Here is an 18384-nt window from a genome sequence, read left to right on the forward strand (position 1 = left end):
AGGTCGTACCTGCCTGCCGGACCAGCAAGGAGCTCGACTGTGCTGTACAGAACCAACGGGAAGGCGGCCGGCGTCCTCGTCGCCGTCGCCGCCCTCGCCCTGTCGGGAACGGTGGCCGGCGTCTCCGCCGCCTCCGCCGCCGCACCCGCCCCGGGAAACTACAACCTGGTGAACAACGGCAGCGGCCTGTGCCTGACCGGCACCGGCTCTTCGGCCGGCGTCCAGCTCACCCAGAACGGCTGCGGCGGCGCGGGACAGGCATGGACCGTGACCGGGAGCGGCACCCAGCTCAAGGCCGTCCACAGCGGCCTGTGCGCGGGCGTCAAGGACGCGAGCACCTCCGCGGGCAAGGCCGTCCAGCAGGAGAACTGCACCGGCGCCTCCTCCCAGACCTGGAACCTGACCGAGTCGGGCTCCAACTACCGGGTGGTCAACGCCAACGGCGGCAAGTGCCTCAACACCAAGGACAACTCCACCTCCTCCGGCGCCCTCGTCCAGCAGAACTCCTGCGACTCGGTGGCCACCAAGCAGTGGCGGCTCGTCCCCGCGGGCGGCGGCAACCCCGACCCGACCCTCACCCCCACCCCCGACCCGACACCCACCGTCACCCCCACCACCGGCAACCCGGGCGGCCTCGTCGGCTGGGCGACCCAGGGCGGCGGCACCACCGGCGGCGGCAACGCCTCGCCCACCACGGTCAGCACCTCCTCGGCGCTGAGCAGCGCGCTCTCGTCGAGCGGCGCGGCCGTCATCCGGGTGTCGGGCACGATCTCCTGCTCCGGGATGCTCACGGTCGGCTCCAACAAGACGATCATCGGCAACTCCGGCGCCACCATCGCGGGCTGCGGATTCAACATCTCCCGGGCGTCCAACGTCATCGTCCGCAACCTGTCCTTCCGTGACTGGAACGACGACGGCATCCAGGTCCAGTACTCGACCCGGGTCTGGATCGACCACAACACCTTCAGCAACGGCTACGACGGCGCCGTGGACGTCAAGCGGGCCAGCGACTACGTGACCATCTCCTGGAACAAGGTCACCAACCACGACAAGTCCATGCTGCTCGGCCACGACGACGGCAACGGCGGCGAGGACCGCGGGAAGCTGCGCGTCACCTACCACCACAACTGGTTCGACGGCACCACCCAGCGCCACCCGCGCGTGCGCTTCGGCAACCCGGTACACGTCTACAACAACTACTACGGGAGCGTCGGCGGCTACGGCGTGGCCTCCACCGAGGGCGCGGGCGTCCTGGTCGAGGGCAACTACTTCGAGAACACCGACGACCCCTACCACCTCGGCGAGGGGGACTCGGGACCGGGCACCCTGGTCGCCCGCAACAACCACTTCGTCAACTCCGGCAGCGGCCAGGCCGGCGGCAGCGTGGCCTCCATCCCCTACTCCTACTCCCTCGACACCGCCTCCAGCGTCAAGTCGATCGTGACCGGCGGCGCAGGTGCCGGCCGGATCTCCATCTGACGCGGACTCCGCCCCGCGCCCGACCCGCGCCTGAACCGGGTCCGATCCGGATCCGATCCGGATCCGGAAGGCGGCGACAGCCGAGCGTGGCCGGGCCCCGGCGGGGCCCGGCCACAAGCTTTCCGGCCGGACCCCGTGGGGTCCGGCCGACGGCTTTCACGGCGACCGCGAGGAAGGAGCGTCCTGCCGCGCGGTCGCGGGGATCACTGGTGGGCGAACTGGGCGAGCGCGGGCAGCGCCCTGTCGGCGAAGTCGAACAGCGCCTGGTTCTCCCAGCCGTTGCCCGAGGACGGGTCGGCCGGGTCCCAGCCGTTGCCGGCCACCGCGGTCCAGGCGGGCTCCCAGTAGACGGCGCCGAGCCCGCGCCCGCCGGGCACGGCCTGCACGATGCTCATCACGTCGCGCAGCATCGCCGACTGGCCCGCCGGCGAGGCCGGGTACCCGGGGTACGGGGTCGCCGCGGTGATGATGTTGGTGAGGCCGTCGTCGTTGCCTGTGGTGAAGGGGTAGGCGGTCTCGGCGAGCAGGACGGGCCTGCCGTAGCGGGACGCGATGTCGTTGAGGTTGGCCTGGAACGCGCCGAGCGTGCCGTGCCAGTAGGGGTAGTAGGAGACGCCGATCACGTCGTAGTTCACGCCGTTGGCCGCGGCGCTGTCGAACCACCAGCGAAAGAGCCCGTTGTCGCCGCCCTCGGCCAGGTGCAGCACGACCTTGGTCGAGGAGGAGACGGCCTTGACCGCGCTGTAGCCCGCGTTGAGCAGCTGGGCGAGGTTGCCGAAGTTGGAGCTGCGGCCCTCCTCCCAGAGCATGCCGTCGTTGATCTCGTTCCCGACCTGGACCATGTCGGCGGTGGTGCCCTGCGCCTTCAGCGCGTTCAGCACGTCGTAGGTGTGGTCGTAGACGGCCGTCTTGAGCTGCGCGAACGAGTATCCGGTCCACGCCGCGGGCTTGTACTGCTTGCCGGGGTCGGCCCAGGTGTCGGAGTAGTGGAAGTCGACCAGCAGGCGCATCCCCCGGGCCTTGACCCGCTGCGCCATGGCCAGCACCCGCGCCTTGTTGTTGTAGCCGTCGGCCGGGTTCACCCACACCTTCAGCCGGACGTGGTTGGCTCCGGCCGCCGCCAGGATCGCGAGGGCGTCGCCCCGCGTGCCCCAGGCGTCGTGGTACCTGCCTCCGTACGCCTCCGACTTGGGCAGGCTCGAGGTGTCGGCGCCCTTGACCGCCAGCGTCGCCGACCCGGCCGCGAAGGTGACGTCGTCGAAGTTGGCCCAGCCGCCCGCCGCGGCGGCGGAGCCGAGGGCGATCGTGCACCGGCCGCCCGTCACGGTCTGGGTGACGGCGATCTGGATCCACTCGGACGAGCTGACCGGCACGTGGGTCCGCCTCTCGGCGGAGCCGCAGTTCCTCAGCGCGATCCAGCTCTGGTTCATGGTTCCGGACCTGACCCAGGCGCGGAGCGTGTAGGTGCCCGAGGCCAGTCCGGTCAGCGTCTGGTGGGTCTCGACGGTGTACGCGGCGGTGGACCAGTGCGACAGGCGGTAGGAGCCCGCGTGGCCGCCGGCCTCGGTGAAGTCGGCGGCGGCGGTGCCCGCGGTGTTCCATGAGGACGGTGCGGCGACGCCGCCCCCGGTCTCGAAGCCGCCGTTGGCGACCGCGGGGGCGGCTCGGGCCGGTAACGGCACCAGGACGGCGGCGGCACATGCCAGCAGTGCCACCAGGATCTTCTTCATGGGTCCTCACTTGGTCAGGAGTGATGTGGACGATCCCCGAAGACCCCGGGTGACGCGCCGCGGTCAGGTGGCCGGCGCGGCCCCGGGGACGATCATGTGTTCCCGGCGAGCTCGACGACCGTGACGCCGCCGGCGGGCACGGTCGCCGACCCGGTGTGCGCGGCGCCGTCGAACACCCCGGTCCCGTTCACCCCCCGGACGGTGACCGGCTCGTCGCCGTGGTTGAGAAGGAAGAGGTGCCGGCCCCGGCGTACGAGCTCCAGCGTGTCCGGCAGGCCCCTCGGGCGGGACACGCCCGCCAGGTCGAGGACCTCGCGCAGGACCGCGCGCAGATCCCGGCCGTTTCCATGGGAGTCGGAGTCGGGGGACGGGTCGAGGGCGGTGGCGACGTACCAGGCCGTGCCCGCCCCCAGCTCGTGGCGGGTCACCGCGGGGTGGCCCGCGTCCGGCCCGCCGGTGAAGGCGTGGACGGCGCGCGCCCCGGCGAGGCGGATCCGCTCGGACCAGATCCGGCCGGTCAGGCCGCCGTCGCCGACGGGCACCGTGCCGCTCTCGGGCAGCGGGTGGAACTCCTCCACCGACAGGCCGAGCACGTCGCGCAGCGCGCCGGGGTGGGCTCCGGGGTGGATGGTGTCGTTCTCGTCGACGATCCCGGAGAAGCAGGAGACGACCAGGTGCCCGCCCGCCTCGACGTAGCGGCGCAGATTCTTGCCCGCCGCCTCCGTGAGCAGGTAGGAGCTGGGGACGACGACCATCCGGTACGCCGAGAGGTCGGCGCGGGGGTGGGCGAAGTCGGTGGTCACGTGCTCGCGCCAGAGTGCCTGGTAGTAGGCCTCCACGCGCTCGCGGAAGCGCAGGTCGACCGAGGGGCGCCACTCCAGCTCCAGCGCCCAGTACGACTCCCAGTCCCACACCAGCGCGACCTCGGCCTCGACGCGGGAACCGCGCACCCCGGCCAGCCCGCGCAGGTCGGCGCCGAGGGCGACCACGTCGCGCCAGAGGCCGGAGTCCGTCCCGGCGTGCGGCAGCATCGCCGAGTGGAACTTCTCCGCGCCGTGGCGGGAGGCGCGCCACTGGAAGAACAGCACCGAGTCCGATCCGCGGGCGACGTGGGCGAGGCTGTTGCGCCGCATCTCCCCCGGCCGCTTGGCGAGGTTGCGCGGCTGCCAGTTGACGGCGCCGGTCGAGTGCTCCATGAGCATCCACGGCCGCCCGCCCGCCACCGAGCGGGTGAGGTCGGCCGCCATGGCCAGCTCGATGTGGTTGTCGGCCCGCCCGGCGTCGAGGTAGTGGTCGTTGGAGACGACGTCGACCTCGCCCGCCCACCGCCAGTAGTCCATCGGCTCACAGTTGGGGATCATGAAGTTGGTGGTGACCGGCAGGTCGCAGAAGCGGCGGATGGCGTCGCGCTCGCGGCGGAAGTTGGCGATGTGCGCGTCGACGGAGAAGCGCGCGTAGTCGAGCTGCAGGGCCGTCAGCTGGCCGGCCGGTGCGATCCTCGGCGGTTCCACCTCCTCGAACGAGCCGTAGGTCAGCCCCCAGAACGTGGTCCCCCAGGCCGCGTTGAGCGCCGCCACGTCCCCGTGCCGCTCGCGCAGCCAGTCGCGGAACGCCTCGGCCGAGGTCTCGCAGTAGCAGCGCGCGTTGGCCCAGCCGTACTCGTTGTGGACGTGCCACATGGCGACCGCCGGGTGCCCGGCGTAGCGGGCGGCGAGCCGCTCGGCGATCCGCTCGGAGGCGGCGGCGTACTCCGGGGAACTGGGACAGAAGCTGTGCCGGGAGCCGCCGGCGATGACGTGGCCCTCGCGGTCGACCAGGCGGGCGCCGGGGTGGGCCGTCCTGAACCAGGTGGGCGGGGACGAGGTCGGCGTCGCGAGGTCGATCATGACTCCGGCGGAGTCCAGCAGGTCGACGATCCTGTCCAGCCTGCCGAAGTCGTACACCCCCTCGGCGGGCTCCAGCAGGCTCCAGTTGAACATGCCGAGACTGACCAGGTTCACCCCGGCCTCGCGCATCAGCCGGACGTCCTCGCGCCAGACCTCCTCCGGCCACTGCTCGGGGTTGTAGTCCCCGCCGTACGCGATGCCCCCTGGCAGGGCGGGATATCCGGGCAACGACTCCCCCTCGAATAACTTCTGTGAACGTGCACAGTAATGTACGACCGGCGGCCACGGAAGACCACCCGCGAGATGCCCGACGCTTCTGGGGGTTAACAAGAACGTAACGGGCATTGACAGCACCCGCCGATGGATTTCAGTCTGTGAACGTTCACAGATACTTCCGGCGGTCCTCCCGCCGTATCCCCCCGGCGACCAGGCCGGAGCCCCGCCGGAGGCCTCCCCACGGTCTCCCCCGGCCTCCCCGGCGACCTCGCCGGGGCTCGCCGGTGGTCTCGCCGGTGGCCCCGCAGCGGCCTCCCAGCGGCCGACCCCCTGACATGAAACTCCCACACGGAACCCCCACCCGGAGGAACACATGCAGACAAACCGGCTCGTAGCGGTGGCGGCCGCGATCCTCGCCACCGCCCTGGCCGGGTGCTCCGGCACTCCCCAGGAGCCGGCCGCCCCGGAATCGCGGAACTCGGCCCCCGCCGGGCCGGTCAAGCTCACCTACTGGACCTGGGTCCCCAACATGGACAAGATCACGGCGGTCTGGAACAAGGCCAACCCCGACATCCAGGTCACGGTCAGCAAGCAGGCCGGCGGCGACGACGCGGCCACCAAGTTCCTGACCGCCGCCAAGGCCGGCAACCCTCCCGACCTGGTCCAGGCCGAGTACCAGATGCTGCCCTCCTTCGTCGCCGCCGACGCGGTGGCCGACCTCACGGCCGAGGTCGGGCAGGCGAAGGGCGAGTTCGGCGAGGGCGTCTGGGGACTGGTCACGCTCGGCACCGACGCCGTCTACGCGCTCCCCCAGGACAGCGGCCCGATGATGCTCTACTACCGCAAGGACCTGTTCGACAAGTACGGCATTGAGGTGCCCAAGACCTGGGACGAGTACGCCGAGGCCGCCCGCACCGTACGGAAGAAGGACCCCAAGGTCTTCCTGGGGACCTTCTCCAGCAAGGACCCCGGCTCCTTCGTCGGGCTCGCCCAGCAGGCGGGCGCCCAGTGGTGGTCGATCAGCGGCGAGTCGTGGAAGGTCGCGGTCAACGACGCGGCCACCACGAAGGTCGCCGACTACTGGGGCGGCCTCGTCAAGGAGGGCGCCATCGACGACCAGCCGTACTTCACCCCCGAGTGGAACAAGGCCCTGAACGACGGCAGGCTGCTGACCTGGCCCTCGGCGGTCTGGGCACCCGGAGTGCTGTCCAGCAACGCCCCCAAGGCCAAGGGAAAGTGGGCGATCGCCCCGCTGCCGCAGTGGAACGCCGGCGAGAGCTCCAGCGGCTTCTGGGGCGGCTCCTCCACCGCGGTCGCCGCCAAGTCCCCCAACCGGGCCGCCGCCGCGAAGTTCGCGACCTGGCTCAACACCGACCCCGAGGCGCTCGGCCTGCTCGTCAAGGAAGGGGCGGTCTACCCGGCCGCCACCAAGGGCGGCGCCATGCTCGGCGAGGCCCCCGACTACTTCTCCAACCAGCCCGACTTCTGGCAGCAGGCCGCCGCGATCTCCGCCACCGCGCGGGGCTTCACCTTCGGGCCGAACGTCAACGTGACCTACAACGCCTTCAAGGACGCCTTCGACAAGGCCCTGCAGGACGGGTCGGCGTTCTCCGGCGCCGTCGCGAAGATGCAGGACGCGACGGTCGCCGACATGCGGAAATCCGGATTCCAGCTCACCCCATGACACGACGCCCCGGCGGCGGCGCCCGCACCGCGAGCGCCGTCCCCTACCTCTTCCTCGCACCGGCCATGACGCTGTTCACGCTCTTCATGGCCATTCCCATCGCCTACACGGCCTACCTCAGCCTGCGGCGCACGAAGGTCTCCGGACTGGGCCTGGGCAAGAACTCCCGGCGCGAGGTCTTCGCCGGCCTCGACAACTACGCGGCGACGCTCGCCGACGGCGAGCTGTGGGCCGGCTGGCTCCGCGTCCTGGGCTACGGCCTGCTGGTGCTGACGGTCATGCTCGGGCTCGCCCTGCTGTTCGCGCTGCTGCTGGACTCGGCGCACGTGCGGCTCGCGCGCTTCTCCAGGATCGCCCTCTTCCTGCCGTACGCGGTGCCGGGCGTGGCGGCCACCCTGCTGTGGGGCTTCCTCTACCTGCCGAGCCTCAGCCCGTTCCGCCAGGTGCTCGACGTCGACCTGCTCGGCGCGGGCACGGTGGTCCTGTCCATGGCGAACGTGGCGGTCTGGGGCGGCGTCGGCTTCAACATGCTGGTGCTCTACACCGCCCTGCGCGCCGTGCCCAGGACCTACTACGAGGCCGCCAGGATCGACGGGGCGAGCGAGATCCAGATAGCGCTGCGGATCAAGATCCCGATCCTGCTGCCCGCGATCATCCTGACCACGGTGTTCTCCATCATCGCCACGATCCAGGTGTTCACCGAACCGACCACCCTGCGGCCGCTGACCAACACGATCAGCTCGACCTGGAGCCCGCTCATGAAGGTCTACCGCGACGCCTTCGTCACCGGCGACCTCTACTCGGCCGCCGCCACCTCGATCGTCATCGCGGCGGTCTCCCTCGTCCTGTCGTTCGGTTTCCTGCGCGTCGTCCGCGACCGCGCCTTCGGGGAGGGCTGATGGCCACCACGACCCTCACCGGAGCCTCTCGGGGGTCTTCCCGGGGACGCCGCCCGGCCGGGATCATGCCGACCGCGATCCTGCTGCTGGGCGCGCTCTACTGCCTGCTGCCGGTCAGCTGGGTGCTGGTGGCCGCGACCAAGTCGAAGGCGGAGCTGTTCTCCACCTCGACCTTCGCCCCCGGCACCGGCCTGCTGTCCAACCTCTCGGACCTGCTCGCCTACCGCGACGGCGTGTTCTGGCTGTGGACGCTGAACACGCTGCTGTACGCGGGCGGCGGCGCCCTGCTGTCCACGGCCGTCTCGGCCGTCTCCGGTTACACCCTGGCCAAGTATCGCTTCCCCGGCCGGAACCTGATCTTCAACCTGCTGATCGGCGGCATCCTGGTGCCCGCCGTCGTGCTGGCCGTCCCGCAGTATCTGCTGTTCTCGCGGATCGGGCTGGCCGACACCTACTGGTCGGTCCTGCTCCCGCAGATCCTGCACCCGTACAGCATCTATCTCGCGCGCGTCTACGCCACCGCCGCCGTCCCCGACGCCCTGCTGGAGGCCGGGCGCATCGACGGCGCCGGGCACTGGCTGCTGCTGCGCCGGGTGGCCCTGCCGCTCATGCTCCCGGGCATGGTGACCATCTTCCTGTTCCAGTTCGTCGCGATCTGGAACAACTTCCTGCTGCCCTTCATCATGCTGGGCGACGACCAGAGGTTCCCGCTGACCGTCGGGCTCTACACCCTGCTCGCCGCGGGGGCGAACCAGCCCTCGCTCTACAACCTGATCCTCACCGGCACGCTGCTGTCGATCGTTCCGCTGATCGCGCTGTTCCTCACGATGCAGCGCCACTGGCGGACCGACCTGGCCGGCGGAGCCGTGAAAAGCTAGCGGCCGGGCTGATCGGCGGCCGGTCGAGGGGACAATGAGGAGCATGGCGAAGCGTCCGACCATCCACGACGTCGCGGCGGTGGCGGGGGTGTCCCGGGGAACGGTGTCCCGGGTGCTCAACGACGACCGGTACGTCAGCCCCGCCGCGCACGCCGCCGTCAAGCGGGCCATCGCCGAGACGGGCTACGTGCTCAACCGGGCCGCCCGCAGCCTGGTCACCCAGCGGACCGGCTCGGTGGTGATGGTCCTGTCGGAGCCGCAGGAGAAGCTGTTCGAGGATCCCACCTACAGCGTGCTGCTGCGCACCGCCACCCGGCGGCTCGCCGAGCGGGACGTGTCGCTGGTGATGATGATCGCCGGGAACGACGGCGACCGCGACCGGGTGATCCGCTACCTGCGCGGCGGCCACGCCGACGGGGCCTTCCTGGTCTCCACTCACGCCGGCGACAGGCTGGTGGACGCGCTGGTGGACATCCCGGTGGCCGCCGTCGCCCAGGGAGCCGTCATCGGGCGGGAGAACGTGATCCCCTACGCGGCGGCCGACGACCGCGAGGGCGCCCGGCAGATGACGCGCTACCTGGTGGAGCGGGGCCGCAAACGGATCGCCACCATCACCGGCCCGCTCGACACCCCCGGCGGCGCGCTGCGGCTGGAGGGCTTCGCCGACATCCTCGGCAGGAAGGCGAGCAGGAGGCTCATCGAGCACGGCGACTACACCCAGCTGGGCGGGGAGAGCGCGATGGCCAGGCTGCTGGAACGTGCCCCCGACATCGACGCGGTGTTCGTCGCCTCCGACCTGATGGCCGCGGGCGCGCTCTCCGCCCTGCGCGCCGCCGGGCGGCGGGTGCCCGAGGACGTCGCGGTGGGCGGCTTCGACGACTCGGCGGTGGCGCTCACCACCCACCCGCCGCTCACCACCGTCCGGCAGCCCCTGGAACGGGTCGCCGAGGAGACCGTCCGCCTGCTGCTCGCCCTGATCGACGGCGCCGAGCACCTGGAGCCGGTGATACTGCCCACGACCCTCATCGTGCGCGAGTCGACCTGACCGGTCGGGCCGCCTGGGCGGCCCGACCGGGCGAGCGGCGGGATCGAGCGGGATCGGCGGCGGGGTCAGCGACCGGGTGAGGACCCGTTCACGGTCAGGACGTGCTCGGTCTCGATGGCGGGGAAGGTGCCGGTGTCGACGATCCCGTGCTCGTGGAAGGCGGCCTCCAGCAGCGCGTGAGCCTTGGGCTCCAGCTTCCACAGGGCTCGGTACTCGCGGGCGGTGGCCAGGGAGACGCCGGTCTCGTGGGCGATGTCGGCCGCACGGGGCACGAACTTCCGCTCGATCTGCTTGTCCCAGTATTCCCGCGCGGCGCGCATCAGGGCCGCGCGCTGCGCCGTGTCGACGATCGGCGGCGGGACGTCCAGCACGTGGAGCTCGTCGTCGTCATCGTCGATCGGGGGCCGCAGCGCCGCGGGACCCGCGGCCACCGCGGGGCGCCCGGACGGCCCCGCCGGCTCTCCGGGCTCCGGGGCCCACGGCACGGGCGGGGTCAGGTCGATCAGCGCGGAGGTGTTGTAGAGAGCCCCGATCTGGGAGAGCAGGGCCTCCTGGCGCGCGGAGTCGACCGCCAGGCCGCTGTGCTCCACCGCCCGGTCCATGGCACGGTCCAGCTTGGTGAGGGCCGCGCGCATCTTCCTGTCGGACGCCCCCGAGGCCCGCAGCGCGCGGGCGCGCTTGGCCGCCAGCGCGACCCGGGTGAGCCTGCGGTGGGCGTCCACCTCGCTCGCCGTACGGTCGCTGACCTCGGCCAGCCCGACGCGGACCAGCGCGCGTTCCGGAGTGATCCGCCAGTTGATGCGGGAGCGCCCCGTGATGCGGTGGCGTTCGATCGCCATGCCGCGCTCCCACAGCCAGGCCGCCACCAGGGGGGCGGCGAGCCGGAAGACGGCCTCGGCGACACTGCGGGCGTCCATGCTCGACAGCACGGCCGTCAGGCCGGTGAGCGCCCACACGGCGACGCCGTCGATGCCGGCGGAGAAGTTCTCCCGCATGTTGCGGCGCGCCCGGACGGCGCTGGTGATGACGGCGACCTCGATGAAGGCGAAGAGCAGCAGCCGCAGGGGACCGTCGAAGCCGAGCACGTCACCGGAGAAACGCCACATGCCCTGGGCGGAGACGCCCGTCGCGATGCTGGCGGCGACGATGGTGAGGATGTCCTCGGCCGGACGGGGCGCGATGTGCCGCTGGTAGAAGCGGACCGCCAGGCGCTGGGTCGCGCGCAGCACGAAGTACGCCACGACCAGGAGGACGAGGGCGAACACGCCGATGATGACCGTGAGAACCGGCTGGTCCGATGCGAAGGCGGTGATTTGATCGATGGGGGGCATCAGTCACTGTCCGTCAGTCTCGATGTCCGACAGGATATCCAGCGATCATTCCAGAATGTCGGCGGCTTGTTCGTGAAACGGACGCTCACTCGCGTGACAGATGTGAACACAGTTGCGATGAAGGCGAGTAAAGATCACGGAGACCACCCGGGCCGGCCGGGCACCCGCCGGGCCGGCACATCACGCCTCGCCGTTCGCCGGGAAAGTCTCGTCGTTCGCCGGGAAATAGGGGTGGCAGGGGCCGGCTACGGGGCGAAAATGTCAGTCCCGGGAGAGACGATAGAAGGTGAACACGGGCCGAACTACCGACGGGGACGCGATCGAAGTTCCGCAGGACCTCCGCGCCTCCCGGGAAAGGATCACGTGATGACGACCCCGATGAACGTGTCCGACCTGGCACAGGTTCTCTTCGTCTCCACTCTGCAGGCTTCGGACCACCCCTCCCCGGACCAGGTGCGCATGATCATCGAAGGTCGGATCCGTGCCTGCCACGCCGATCTCTCCGATTGCGCCGCCCTCGTCGCCCAGGAGGCCGGAGACCATCCGGAGGCGTACGCGAGCCGGATGCGCTGGGCGCTGTGCGAGGCCGGCCGGGTCCGCCCGTCCCTCTCCTTGGCGACCTGACCACGACTCCTCTCCAACGACTTGACGACCTCACCACGACTCCTCCGCCACCTCACCATGCCGTGCCCGGACAGGCTGCTCGCCAGCGGCCGAGCGGCGTCGTAGCGTCGGAGGATGGACGCCAGAGACGAAGCGGGCACCCCGCGCATCCCCGAACCATCGCCCACCGGCGGCCGGCTGCCGGGCGCACCGGGGGAGACGAGGTCCGGTCGCGTTCGCGGGTCGCTCGGGGCCGACCACGCCCGCGTCCCCGAGCTGCTGGAGGCCACCCGCGCGTACGCGGTGCGCCTGCTCGGCGGGCTCGACGACCGGCCGGTGGCGCGGACGCCGGCGAGACCCGCGCCCGCGTCCCTGCCGGAGGCGGGGATCGGCCTGGAAGGGGCGCTGGAGGAGTTCGCGCGGCGGTGGGAGCCGGGCTTCGCGGCCGGCGCGGGCCCCCGCTACCTGGGCTTCGTCACGGGCGGCGTGACGCCCGCGGCGCTGGCGGGCGACTGGCTGACCGGCACCCTCGACCAGAACCCCACGTCGGGACTGGACTCGCTCGCCCCGGACCTCGAGCGGGAGACGGCCGCCTGGCTGCGCGACCTCTTCGGCCTGCCGCCCGAGCACGAGGGGACGTTCGTCAGCGGCGCGACCATGTCCACCTTCGCGGGCCTGGCGATCGCCAGGGAGTGGCTGGGCGAGCTGCGCGGCGTGTCGGTGGCCGAGGAGGGCGCGGCCGCGCTCGGGCCGGTGACGGTGCTGTCGGGAAGCCCGCACTCCAGCGTCGTCAAGTCGCTGTCCATGCTCGGGCTGGGACGGTCGGCGATCCGGCGGGTCGGCCTGCTGCCGGGGCGGGAGGCGGTGGACGTGGCCCGGCTCGCCGAGGAACTCGACCGGCTGGACGGCACGCCGGCGATCGTGGTCGCCAACTCCGGCACGGTGAACACCGTCGACTTCGACGACCTGCGCGCCATCGCGGCCCTGCGCGAGCACCACCCGTTCTGGCTGCACGTGGACGCCGCGTTCGGGGCATTCGCCGCGCTCTCCCCCGAGCACGCCCACCTCGTCGCGGGCCTCGGCGAGGCCGACTCGGTCTGCGTGGACCTGCACAAGTGGCTGAACGTGCCCTACGACAGCGCGATCCAGTTCACCCGCCGCCGCGACCTGCAGACCCGCGTCTTCCGGAACTCCGCCGCCTACCTCGGCCCGGTGGGCGACGACCCCGACTTCGTGCACCTGACCCCGGAGAACTCCCGGCGCCTGCGCGCGCTGCCGGCCTGGTTCACCCTGGCCGCGTACGGGCGCGAGGGGCACGCGGAGATCGTCCGGCGCGACGCCGCCCTCGCCGCCGGGCTCGGCGAGCGGATCGCCGCGATGCCCGGCTACCGGCTGCTCGCCCCCGTACGGCTCAACGTGGTCTGCTTCACCCTCGCCTCCTCCCCCACCCAGGCCCGGATCGGCGAGGTCGTCGACGCGATCACCGCGTCCGGCGAGGCCTTCCTCACGCCGACCGTCCACGAGGGGGTGCCCGCGCTGCGCGCCGCGTTCAGCAACTGGCGTACCACCGAGGCAGATGTGGAGCGGGTCGCGAAGGTCCTTCAGGAGGTCGTGTTCAGGCCGTGAACCCGATCCCCCTGGCTACGAGGATCGAACGGCTCCGGAGCGCGTGGTTTCCGCCTTCTGCCACGGTTCCGTTTCCCGTAGGGCAGGGGATCACGGCAGAAGGTGGATCCGGTTCGTGCCTTAGCTCATCTGAGCAGTCCAAGGACGGTGTGAAGGGCCTCGTCGACCTCTTCGATCTCGGCGGGATCCAGACGACCGGCGAAGTCGCCCAGACGGTGCGGGGTGACGGCCGTGGTCTGCTCGACCATGACCCGGCTCTGTTTGCCGAGCAGCTCGACTTCGGGCCTGAAGGGGGCGGGAGGTGCGCTGGCCGAGGTCGGTGCGATGAGAACGGTGGAGAGGTGGGAGAGGAAATCCGACTGGAGGATCACGGCGAAGCGCTCACCACGTTGCTCATGGGCCATCGCGTCACGAGGAGCGCGCAGCCGGTAGACGTCACCACGCACGCAGGTGCTTCGTGTCCTTCATGATCGCTTCGGCTTCGGCCCTGTCAGCGGGATCCTTCGCCAGCCTCTCGGCCGCGATCCGAGCCTCTTCCATTCGGTGGAGCCGTTGGGCGACGACAAGTGCTTCGCGAACCGCTTCGGTCACGGAACGGCCGTCGGCGGTCAGCTCGTGCAGAGCCTTTTCCGCTCTGGCGTCGAGGTCAACAGTCAGCATGGCCATATCTTCACTGTACGACGAGGCGTCTCACCGGCTTTCGATCGAATTCAGTGAACATTCGGCTACTTAACGTAACAGCAGTCAGATAAGTCGGACGGCAGGGCGGTCTCGTCCCGCGGGGATCACGCGGCAATGTGATCCCCGCGGGACAGGACCGCTAAGGAATCGTGTCCGCGCCGCCGACACCGGCGCCCGCGGACGGCGGGGTGGAGGAGGCGGATCCGGCCGAGTAGGAGTACGACGGCCGCGAGACGGCGCCGTCGGCGCGCAGCCAGTCGCTCATGGTGCTGCCGCTGCTCTGCGCCCGCCGGATCGTGGCGATGTCGTAGTGGTTGCTGCTCGCCCAGGTGAGGCTCGCGTTGCCGAAGTCCTCGGTGATCGTCTTGGCGCCCTTCACGTGGTTGCTCTCGGCGTAGATCCTGCCGTTCACGCCCAGGCCGATGAAGTAGTCGTCGACGTCCACGTAGTTGGCGAACACGTGGGCGTACCCGAACCGCACCCTCGGGTGGCGGGTGTTCGACCCGTCGAACCAGTTGTGGTGGTAGGTGACGTTCAGGTAGCCGGTGTCCTGGGAGCCGTTGCTGTCACTGTGGCCGAGCAACATCGACTTGTCCGTGCCGACATAACGGTTGTACGAGACCGTCACCAGGTCCGACCCGCGTTTGATGTCCACCGAGCCGTCTGCGGACGGGTGGAACGTGTTGTGGTCGATCCACACGTGGTGGGAGTAGCACTGCACGTTGACGGAGTCGTCCGGGGAGTTCCTGAACGACAGGTTCCGGATGATCACGTTCTGCACGTGGGTGAACCTGTCCCGCTCGGCGGGGTCGCAGAGGTCGCCGCCCCAGGCGACCTCCTCGGGGCCCCAGCCGTTGACGTCGAGCCCGAAACCGCTGATCGTCGCGTTCGTCCCGACGCCGATGACGGTCTTGTTCGACCCGACGTCCAGCATGTCCGCGCCGTTACCGGTGATCGTGCCCGACACCCGGACGATCCGGGGGGTGTCGTCGGCGACGGCCGCCGCCAGCTGCGCGTAGGTGCCGACGGTCACCGTCTGGCCGCCCGTGCCGCCGTTCGTGCCGCCGCGGCCGTACTTGTCGAGGGTCGCGAAACCCACCAGGCCGGCGGCGTTGCCCGGGTTGCCGGTGGTGGGGGTGACGGTGGGTGTCGGGTCGGGGGTGGGGGTGAGGGTCGGGTCGGGGTTGCCGCCGCCCGCGGGGACGAGCCGCCACTGCTTGGTGGCCACCGAGTCGCAGGAGTTCTGCTGGACGAGGGCGCCGGAGGAGGTGGAGTTGTCCTTGGTGTTGAGGCACTTGCCGCCGTTGGCGTTGACCACCCGGTAGTTGGAGCCCGACTCGGTCAGGTTCCAGGTCTGGGAGGAGGCGCCGGTGCAGTTCTCCTGCTGGACGGCCTTGCCCGCGGAGGTGCTCGCGTCCTTGACGCCCGCGCACAGGCCGCTGTGCGCGGCCCTGACCTGGAACCCGCCGCCGGCGGCGGTCAGGTTCCAGGTCTGGCCGGTGGCGCCGCAGCCGGACTGCGTGAGCTGCACGCCGTCGGAGCCACTGGCGCCGGGGACGGTCAGGCACAGGCCGCTGCCCGCGTTGACGAGGGTGTAGGCGCCGGGTGCCGGATCGGCCGCGGCGGCGGAGGTGCCGAACGCCCATCCGGACGCGGCGACCGCGCCGACGATGACGACGGCCGCGACCCTCCTGACGAATCTGCTCTTCACAGCCGAACTCCTTGCTGGTCCGGCAGGCCCGTGCGGCCTGCGTTCCGGATCCCCCCAGCGAGTGCGCACCGCTCACATGAGTGAACACGTCCGTGTCAGCGGACAAGCAACACCATAGGAAAGCGCTTTCCAACTGTCAATGAACCCGGAGACTTTCACATGGACGGCCGCTCGCCGGACGGCGGCTTGGCAGGTCTGGCCATCACGATCCTCGCGGCGTGCTTCTACCGTGCTGTCATGGACACTCCGGACCTCCTCATCAGGAACGCCACCCTGCGCGGCCGTCCCGGCAGGTGGTCGCTGGCCGCCACGGGCGGGCTCATCAGCCTCGTCGCCGAGGACGACCCCGATCTCGGCCCGGCGACCGGAGTGACCCTCGACGCCGACGGCGCCCTGGTCACCGAGCCGTTCGTGGACGCCCACCTGCACCTGTGCAAGGTCCACACCCTCGACAGGGCCGGGCCCGCCGCGCTCTCGGAGTACACCGGGGGTGCGATGGGAGCCGCGATGGGCGCCATCGAGACGGCCGCCGCCGTCAAGGCCGGCCAGACCGCGCGATCCGTCCTCGAACGCGCCCGTCCGGTGCTCCTGGAATCCGTACGGCACGGCGTCCGGGCGGTACAGGCCTTCGCCGACATCGACCCGCGGGCGGGACTCACCGGACTGGAGGCGCTGCTGGCGCTGCGCGAGGAGTTCCGCGGCGTGGTCGACGTGCGGGTGGTGGCGTTCCCGCAGGACGGCCTGCTCCGCGAACCCGGAACCGGGGAACTCGTCGCCGAGGCCGTACGGCGCGGCGCGGACGTGGTGGGCGGCATCCCCTGGATCGAGTGGACCGACGCCGACGCCGCCGAGCACGTGAGGCGTATGGTCGACCTCGCCCGGCGGCACGGCCTGCGCGTCGCCATGCTGGTCGACGACGCGGGAGACCCGGGGCTGCGCACGGCCGAGATGCTGGCGCGGGAACTGCTGGCGCGGAACATGATCGGACGCGGCAGCGCCCAGCACGCCAGGGCGATGGCGCTCTACCCCGAGCCGTACCTGCGCCGCCTGGCCGGGCTGTGCCGCGCCGCGGGACTCGGTTTCGTCAGCGATCCGCACACCGGGCCGCTCCACCTGCCGGTCTTCCGGCTGGCCGGCGCCGGTGTCCCGGTCGCGCTCGGCCAGGACGACATCGAGGACGCCTACTACCCGTTCGGGCGGCACAACCTCCTGGAGGTGGCCTTCCTCGCGGCACACCTGCTCGACGCCCGCACCGACGCCGCCCTGGAACGGTTGTACGACATGGTGACCGTCGACGCCGCGCGGGTCATCGGCCTGCCCGCCCACCGCCTGGAGCCCGGTGCCCCCGCCGATCTGGTGATCCTGGAGGGGCGGACCGTCCGCGAGGCCCTGACCCGGCACGCGCCGCCCCGGCACGTCGTCGTCGCGGGCCGGGTCGTGGCCTCGTCCGTCCTGCGCACCTCCTTCGGGCCGGGTGTTCCGCGCTGACGGGCGCGGCCGCCGGAGGCCGTACGGCCAGGCGAAGAGACCGGCACGGCGGAAAGCGGGCGGCGGAGAGACCTGCACGGCACCGTACGGCCGAGGCGAAGAGACCGGCACGGCGGCAAACGAGTGAGGCGGGAAAGCCGGCAGGGCGGCGAACGGGCAAGGCAAGGGAAACCAGCACGATGACGAACCCGCGAAGCCGGAAAAACCGGCGGGGCGACGGACGCGCGAAGCCGGGAAACCGGCGCCCGGACACCGTGGCGGCTCCGGATCGGTGGGATTCTTCCCGCGAAAACAGGTGTTCGGACGGGGACGATCTACTGAACTCTGGCGGTTCCGCCGCGGATGACATCCTTTCGGGGCACGACCCTTCGGCGGGAGCCGGTAGCCGAGCGTTACCGATTGCTCCCTTTCTGTGCCTTTCTGCTACCTCCGGGTAATCCGACCGCCCCAAGGCTTGGGGTTCCGCTAGCAGACTCCCGCGGCTCCCCCACTTACCGTGAGAGTAGGTTACGCATCGTGTCGGCGTCCTCCTTGACGCGGCACGGCGCTCCGCCAGCCCGGGCATCGCCCAGGGCTCGACCGATTCGACACCGATTCGACGTGGAGTGATCTGCCATGACCATGATCAGGAACGCCCTCGCAGCCGGAGCCATGATGGCCTCCGCTCTCATCGTCCCCATGGCGATGCCGGCCTCGTCCGCCACCGCGGGCACCGTGGCCGTGACCACCCCGGCCAGCGCCACCTCCGTCCTGAAGCCCTGCCGCGAGCACAAGAACCCCGACAGGTGTCGCGCCCGGCGCGAGTACCGGCGCGAGAGCGGGCGGGACTACCGGCGCGAGCGCGGACGTGAGGACCGGCGCGAGTACAGGGGCGAACGTCGCCGCGAGGGCATGAGCGAGTACAGGGGCGAACGTCGGCGCGAGGGCATGAGCGAGTACAGGGGCGAACGTCGCCGCGAGGGCATGAGCGAGCGTAGGCGCGAGCGCGTCGGCACCGGCAGGGGCGCCGGTATCGGCGGCGGCATCAGCGACAGCGGCCGGGGCACCGGCCGCGGGATCGACAACTGACAGGCGGCCGGCGGGCGGCTGACGCGGTCACCGGCGGCCAGGAGGCAGAAAGGCCGCCG

General features: G+C 71.1%; 15 protein-coding genes. 9 read left to right on the forward strand and 6 right to left on the reverse strand.

Annotated elements, in window-relative coordinates; genetic code table 11:
* Nucleotides 1–39: 39 nt before the first annotated feature.
* Nucleotides 40–1479 (forward strand): pectate lyase family protein, encoded by a 1440-nt coding sequence (locus tag ACVCAG_RS09675; RefSeq protein ID WP_447189747.1) that lies wholly within the window; start codon nucleotides 40–42, stop codon nucleotides 1477–1479.
* 203 nt (nucleotides 1480–1682) lie between these two features.
* Here ACVCAG_RS09675 and ACVCAG_RS09680 read toward each other — a convergent pair whose 3' ends face one another.
* Together ACVCAG_RS09680 and ACVCAG_RS09685 are read right to left on the reverse strand one after the other, a co-directional pair.
* Entirely contained in the window at nucleotides 1683–3209 is a 1527-nt protein-coding gene (locus ACVCAG_RS09680) for a glycosyl hydrolase 53 family protein (protein WP_440089827.1), read from the reverse strand.
* 92 nt (nucleotides 3210–3301) lie between these two features.
* Entirely contained in the window at nucleotides 3302–5323 is a 2022-nt protein-coding gene (locus tag ACVCAG_RS09685; protein WP_440089826.1) for a beta-galactosidase, read from the reverse strand.
* A 361-nt stretch (nucleotides 5324–5684) separates the two neighbouring features.
* Here ACVCAG_RS09685 and ACVCAG_RS09690 point away from each other — a divergent pair, with 361 nt between their 5' ends.
* From ACVCAG_RS09690 to ACVCAG_RS09705, 4 genes are read left to right on the forward strand one after another with little or no spacing between them, the layout of a single operon-like run.
* Nucleotides 5685–6995: an extracellular solute-binding protein gene (locus ACVCAG_RS09690; protein WP_440089825.1), complete on the forward strand. Its 1311-nt coding sequence runs from the start codon at nucleotides 5685–5687 to the stop codon at nucleotides 6993–6995.
* Nucleotides 6992–7894, forward strand: coding sequence for an ABC transporter permease subunit (locus ACVCAG_RS09695; protein WP_440089823.1), 903 nt, complete (start codon nucleotides 6992–6994; stop codon nucleotides 7892–7894). The genes ACVCAG_RS09690 and ACVCAG_RS09695 overlap by 4 nt, the downstream gene beginning before the upstream one ends.
* The gene (locus tag ACVCAG_RS09700; RefSeq protein WP_440089821.1) at nucleotides 7894–8772 is read left to right on the forward strand and encodes an ABC transporter permease subunit; all 879 of its coding nucleotides are present in this window, start codon (nucleotides 7894–7896) and stop codon (nucleotides 8770–8772) included. The genes ACVCAG_RS09695 and ACVCAG_RS09700 overlap by 1 nt, the downstream gene beginning before the upstream one ends.
* 43 nt (nucleotides 8773–8815) lie before the next feature.
* Nucleotides 8816–9817, forward strand: coding sequence for a LacI family DNA-binding transcriptional regulator (locus ACVCAG_RS09705; RefSeq protein WP_362851128.1), 1002 nt, complete (start codon nucleotides 8816–8818; stop codon nucleotides 9815–9817).
* A gap of 65 nt (nucleotides 9818–9882) precedes the next feature.
* Here the strand turns inward: ACVCAG_RS09705 and ACVCAG_RS09710 are convergent, their stop codons facing one another.
* Complete coding sequence (locus ACVCAG_RS09710; protein ID WP_440089820.1) at nucleotides 9883–11148, reverse strand: hypothetical protein; 1266 nt, start codon at nucleotides 11146–11148, stop codon at nucleotides 9883–9885.
* 366 nt (nucleotides 11149–11514) lie between these two features.
* Here ACVCAG_RS09710 and ACVCAG_RS09715 point away from each other — a divergent pair, with 366 nt between their 5' ends.
* Both ACVCAG_RS09715 and ACVCAG_RS09720 read left to right on the forward strand, forming a co-directional pair.
* Nucleotides 11515–11772: a hypothetical protein gene (locus ACVCAG_RS09715; protein ID WP_440089819.1), complete on the forward strand. Its 258-nt coding sequence runs from the start codon at nucleotides 11515–11517 to the stop codon at nucleotides 11770–11772.
* Between the two features lie 114 nt (nucleotides 11773–11886).
* On the forward strand, nucleotides 11887–13377 hold the full coding sequence (locus tag ACVCAG_RS09720; RefSeq protein WP_440089818.1) for a pyridoxal-dependent decarboxylase: 1491 nt from the start codon (nucleotides 11887–11889) through the stop codon (nucleotides 13375–13377).
* 125 nt (nucleotides 13378–13502) lie between these two features.
* Here ACVCAG_RS09720 and ACVCAG_RS09725 read toward each other — a convergent pair whose 3' ends face one another.
* The 3 genes from ACVCAG_RS09725 to ACVCAG_RS09735 all read right to left on the reverse strand — a co-directional run bounded on the left by ACVCAG_RS09725 (nucleotide 13503) and on the right by ACVCAG_RS09735 (nucleotide 15769).
* Nucleotides 13503–13823 carry a type II toxin-antitoxin system PemK/MazF family toxin gene (locus tag ACVCAG_RS09725; RefSeq protein ID WP_440089817.1) on the reverse strand — a complete coding sequence of 107 codons (321 nt, stop codon included), beginning with the start codon at nucleotides 13821–13823 and terminating at the stop codon, nucleotides 13503–13505.
* A complete protein-coding gene (locus ACVCAG_RS09730; RefSeq protein WP_440089815.1) occupies nucleotides 13813–14043 on the reverse strand; it encodes a hypothetical protein in 231 nt (76 codons plus the stop codon). The genes ACVCAG_RS09725 and ACVCAG_RS09730 overlap by 11 nt, the downstream gene beginning before the upstream one ends.
* A 154-nt stretch (nucleotides 14044–14197) precedes the next feature.
* Nucleotides 14198–15769 carry an RICIN domain-containing protein gene (locus tag ACVCAG_RS09735; RefSeq protein WP_447189748.1) on the reverse strand — a complete coding sequence of 524 codons (1572 nt, stop codon included), beginning with the start codon at nucleotides 15767–15769 and terminating at the stop codon, nucleotides 14198–14200.
* A 237-nt stretch (nucleotides 15770–16006) separates the two neighbouring features.
* On the opposite strand from ACVCAG_RS09735, the gene ACVCAG_RS09740 reads away from it, so the two are divergent.
* Together ACVCAG_RS09740 and ACVCAG_RS09745 are read left to right on the forward strand one after the other, a co-directional pair.
* Nucleotides 16007–17257 (forward strand): amidohydrolase family protein, encoded by a 1251-nt coding sequence (locus ACVCAG_RS09740; protein WP_440085044.1) that lies wholly within the window; start codon nucleotides 16007–16009, stop codon nucleotides 17255–17257.
* Between the two features lie 615 nt (nucleotides 17258–17872).
* A complete protein-coding gene (locus ACVCAG_RS09745) occupies nucleotides 17873–18325 on the forward strand; it encodes a hypothetical protein (RefSeq protein WP_440085045.1) in 453 nt (150 codons plus the stop codon).
* Nucleotides 18326–18384 lie beyond the last annotated feature (59 nt).

This window comes from Streptosporangium sp. G12 (assembly GCF_052983175.1).

Excerpts from the sequence above, each read along its gene's own strand:
- ACVCAG_RS09740 (WP_440085044.1), top strand. The coding sequence starts at position 16,007 with ATGGACACTCCGGACCTCCTCATCAGGAACGCCACCCTGCGCGGCCGT.
- ACVCAG_RS09745 (WP_440085045.1), top strand. The coding sequence starts at position 17,873 with ATGACCATGATCAGGAACGCCCTCGCAGCCGGAGCCATGATGGCCTCC.
- ACVCAG_RS09715 (WP_440089819.1), top strand. The coding sequence starts at position 11,515 with ATGACGACCCCGATGAACGTGTCCGACCTGGCACAGGTTCTCTTCGTC.
- ACVCAG_RS09695 (WP_440089823.1), top strand. The coding sequence starts at position 6,992 with ATGACACGACGCCCCGGCGGCGGCGCCCGCACCGCGAGCGCCGTCCCC.
- ACVCAG_RS09720 (WP_440089818.1), top strand. The coding sequence starts at position 11,887 with ATGGACGCCAGAGACGAAGCGGGCACCCCGCGCATCCCCGAACCATCG.
- ACVCAG_RS09690 (WP_440089825.1), top strand. The coding sequence starts at position 5,685 with ATGCAGACAAACCGGCTCGTAGCGGTGGCGGCCGCGATCCTCGCCACC.
- ACVCAG_RS09710 (WP_440089820.1), bottom strand. The coding sequence starts at position 11,148 with ATGCCCCCCATCGATCAAATCACCGCCTTCGCATCGGACCAGCCGGTT.
- ACVCAG_RS09680 (WP_440089827.1), bottom strand. The coding sequence starts at position 3,209 with ATGAAGAAGATCCTGGTGGCACTGCTGGCATGTGCCGCCGCCGTCCTG.
- ACVCAG_RS09730 (WP_440089815.1), bottom strand. The coding sequence starts at position 14,043 with ATGGCCATGCTGACTGTTGACCTCGACGCCAGAGCGGAAAAGGCTCTG.
- ACVCAG_RS09705 (WP_362851128.1), top strand. The coding sequence starts at position 8,816 with ATGGCGAAGCGTCCGACCATCCACGACGTCGCGGCGGTGGCGGGGGTG.
- ACVCAG_RS09700 (WP_440089821.1), top strand. The coding sequence starts at position 7,894 with ATGGCCACCACGACCCTCACCGGAGCCTCTCGGGGGTCTTCCCGGGGA.